The organism is Streptomyces sp. LZ34 (assembly GCF_053890475.1).
The window spans coordinates 508,514-512,100 of the sequence record NZ_CM132680.1; the positions used below are offsets into that span (position 1 = coordinate 508,514).

At 67.7% G+C, this 3,587-nt stretch carries 3 protein-coding genes; all 3 read left to right on the forward strand.

The features are described 5' to 3' along the window. Positions 1 to 124: 124 nt before the first annotated feature. Genes ACWY4P_RS02065 through ACWY4P_RS02075 form a run of 3 tightly spaced genes read left to right on the forward strand, consistent with a single transcriptional unit; the run spans position 125 to position 3,509 of the window. Positions 125 to 1,426 (forward strand): MFS transporter, encoded by a 1,302-nt coding sequence (locus tag ACWY4P_RS02065; protein WP_456208352.1) that lies wholly within the window; start codon positions 125 to 127, stop codon positions 1,424 to 1,426. Then, positions 1,423 to 2,376: a dihydrodipicolinate synthase family protein gene (locus ACWY4P_RS02070; protein WP_456208353.1), complete on the forward strand. Its 954-nt coding sequence runs from the start codon at positions 1,423 to 1,425 to the stop codon at positions 2,374 to 2,376. The genes ACWY4P_RS02065 and ACWY4P_RS02070 overlap by 4 nt, the downstream gene beginning before the upstream one ends. Continuing rightward, the gene (locus tag ACWY4P_RS02075; RefSeq protein WP_456208354.1) at positions 2,373 to 3,509 is read left to right on the forward strand and encodes a mandelate racemase/muconate lactonizing enzyme family protein; all 1,137 of its coding nucleotides are present in this window, start codon (positions 2,373 to 2,375) and stop codon (positions 3,507 to 3,509) included. Before ACWY4P_RS02070 ends, ACWY4P_RS02075 begins: the two co-directional genes overlap by 4 nt. Positions 3,510 to 3,587 lie beyond the last annotated feature (78 nt).

Consider the following 3,587-nt stretch of genomic DNA (forward strand, 5'->3'; position numbering starts at 1 on the left):
GCCGCGACAGAGAGTTCCGATGCTCCCTCTTAGGGGAGCCTACCCAACTCCGGGAGCGATGGTGCCCCTTTTCAGCCTGCCCTTGTCCAAAACCGGGAGATCACCTTCTCGGCAACGCAGCAGCATGCGCTGGACGATCGTCGGCTTCTCGGCGCTCGGCCTCACAATCGCCTATCTCGATCGCGCCGCACTGAGCGTGGCGATGCCCCATATGTCGAAGGAGTTCCACATCAGCTCTGCCATGCAGGGCGTCATGCTGTCGGCGTTCTTCTGGACGTACGCGCTGTTCCAGATCCCCTCCGGGTGGCTGCTCGACCGTTTCGGCCCGAGGATCATCTACCCCATCGCGGTCGGCTGGTGGTCGATCTGGACGGCGCTGATGGCCTTCGCACGGGGCATCGGGTCGGTCATTGTGTTCCGCCTCGGCCTGGGTATCGGTGAGGCGCCGGTGCAGCCCGCGAACATCAAGGTCGTCTCGCGGTGGTTTCCACGCAAAGAACGGGCCTTCGCGTCGAGCCTGTTCGACATGGGCCAGCAGATCGGCACAACGCTGTCCATCCCGGTGGTGACGGCGCTGACGCTCTTCGGCGGCTGGCGCCTGTCATTCGTCGTGATCGGTGTCTCCGGGCTGCTGTGGCTGGTGGGTTGGGCCGCCGTCTACCGCGACCCCGAGGAGCATCCCCGCGTTTCCGCGGCCGAACTGGCACACATTCGATCCGATCAGGGCACCACGGTCGCCGCGAAATCGGCCGATACGGATGTGCCGTGGCGGGAGTTGTTGAACGACCCTCAGGTGTGGGCTCTGACAATCGGCTATGTGTTCCGCTCACTCGCCGGAGCGTTCTTCCTCACCTGGTATCCCAGCTATCTGCTCGACGATCGCGGGTTCTCCGAGGAGGACTTCGGCATGGTGGGCTGGATTCCGTCCCTCATCGCGATCGGCTCCACCGTGCTCGGCGGCATCGTGTCCGACCGAATGCTGGCGTCCGGGCGCTCTCCGAACATGGCCCGGAAAATTCCGATCGTCTCCGGGCTCGGCCTGAGCGCCTGCATCGGCTTCGCCCCGTTCATCGAGAGCAACCTGATGTTGATGGTCGTGCTCACCGTGAGCAGCGCCGCGCACTCCTTCGCCGGCGCGGCGATCCTGAGCCTGCCCGCGGAAGTGGCGCGCTCCTCGGAGTGCGTCGGTGCGGTGGCCGGCTTCCAGAACTTCGGCTCCCAGGTGGGCAACCTGCTCAGCCCCATCGCCATCGGACTGTTCCTGGCCTCGAGCAACGGGTCCTACGTGGGCCCTTTGCTCGGCGCGGCGGCGAGCTGTCTGGTCAGCGCGGCCATCTACCTGTTCTGGGTGCGCGTCAAGCCCGTCACTCTTCAGCCAAACCTTCCTGCGGAGCCTGCCGAAAACCGCGAAAGGACCACCTCGTGAACGCCTCGCTGAATGCCGCCCGTCTGGTCGAGCGACTCTCCACCGTCGTCGGGATCCCCGTCGTTCCGTACGACGAGGACGGTGCGGTCGACCACGATCTGACCGTCGCGCTGACGGAACGCCTGATCCGCAACGGCGTGACCGTGCTGACACCCAACGGCAATACCGGTGAGTTCTACGCACTCTCCCCGGACGAACGCCGACACGTTCTGACCTGCGTCCTCTCGGCTCGCGAGAGCGGCACGACCATCATCGCCGGAGTGGGGCTCGACCTCGAGACGGCCATCGCCGACGCACACTTCGCCCGCGACTCGGGAGCGGACGCCATCATGGTTCATCAACCCGTCCTGCCGTACCTGGCGGCGGACGGCTGGGTCGAGTACAACGCGAGGGTCGCGGCAGCAGTGCCCGACATCGGGGTGTTGCCCTACCTCACCCATCGCGCAGTCACCGGCGCCCACATCACACGCCTGGTGGAACGGGCGCCGAACGTGGTCGGGCTGAAGTACTCCGCTCCCGATCCGGTCGTGTTCGCCACCACGAAGGCGCAGGCAGCGGATGGCCTGCTGTGGCTCGCGGGCCTGGCGGAGTCGTACGCCCCGGCCTACTGGCAGGCGGGGGCCCGGGCCTTCACCTCGGGCCTGGTCAACCTCGCTCCGGCCGTGTCCCTGGAGTTGCTCACGGCGCTCCGGCACGGTGACTACAGCGCCGCCGGACGGGTCTGGGCGCGGATCCGCCACTTCGAAGAACTGCGGTCCCGCGACGCCTCGGCCAACAACGTGTCGGTGGTGAAGGAGGCCATGTACCAGCTTGGTCTGTGTCGACGCGACGTCCGTCCACCCAGCCATCCGCTGTCGGAGTCGCTCGCCCGCGAGGTCACCGAGTCCATGGCGCCGTGGCGCTCCGCGGTGCCCCGGGTGGCCGGCGTGGCTGAGGAGCGGGTGGCATGAGGATCGAATCGCTGCGGACCTTCCGGCAGCGGGTGGGCGACCGCCCCAGAGTGCTGGTCAAGATCAGCACGGAGGACGGCGTCGACGGGTGGTCGGAGGTGTACAACCACGGCCCGGACCTGGCCTACCCGCCCCTGCTCGACTATCTGTTCGACCAGATCAAGGGCATGGACGCCGGGTCCCCGAGCCGGGTCAACCAGTTCCTCCTGCAGTCCAGCCGCTTCCCTCAGGGAGCGCTGGGCCTGGCCGCCATCGCCGCCATCGACCACGCGCTGTGGGACATCGCGGCCAAGGCCCTGGGGGTGCCGGTCTACCAGCTGCTCGGCGGTGCGGTACGCGACCGGGTGCGTGTCTACGCCGGTCTGTACTCCGCGCCGGACGTGGCGGAGCTGGCCGAGACCACCGCGGCGTTGCACGACCGCTTCGGCTTCACCGCGTTCAAACTGAGCCCCTACCGGACGGAGCCGCACCGGACCCGGTTCGGACTCATGGTCCGCGAGCTGGGCGAGTACTTCGGCGAGGTTCGCGACAGCCACCCCGCGGAGTGGGATTTCGCCTTCGACGCGCACGCGTGTCTGTGGGAACCACGGCAGGCGGTCGAAGTCGGCGCCGCGCTCGCCCCCAACCAGCCGCTCTTCCTCGAGGAGCCCATACGGCCCGAGCACATCCCCGCCTGGGGAAGGATCCGGTCCGAAATCGCGGTGCCACTGGCGACCGGGGAGTCCCTGTACACCCCCCATGAGTTCCTGGCGCTGCTCAGCGCGGGCGGAGCCGACATCGTGCAACCGGACATCTGCGTCGTCGGAGGCCTCACCCAAATGGTCAAAATAGCCACCATCGCCGATGCGCACTACGTCCCAGTCGCCCCGCACAACCCGCTCGGTCCACTCGCGACGGCGGCGAACGTGCACTTCGCGGCCGCGACGACCAACTTCGGCATCCTCGAGTACAAACCCGACGAGGTGTCCTGGTGCCCCGACCCCTATCTCCCCGTCGACGGATACCTCGAGCTGCGCCCGGACCGCCCCGGGTGGGGCATCGAGATCGACGAGGCCGCGCTCAAGTCCGACGATTGGGTCAGCTGGAAACGGAAGGTCCCGGTGCGCCCCGACGGCTCCACAGCGTGGATGTGAAGAAGGTGACAGCCGCGCGATGAGCGACGCCGTGCGCGAGCGTTTCGGCTCGCGCACGGACCGTCGAGCGGCACAGGC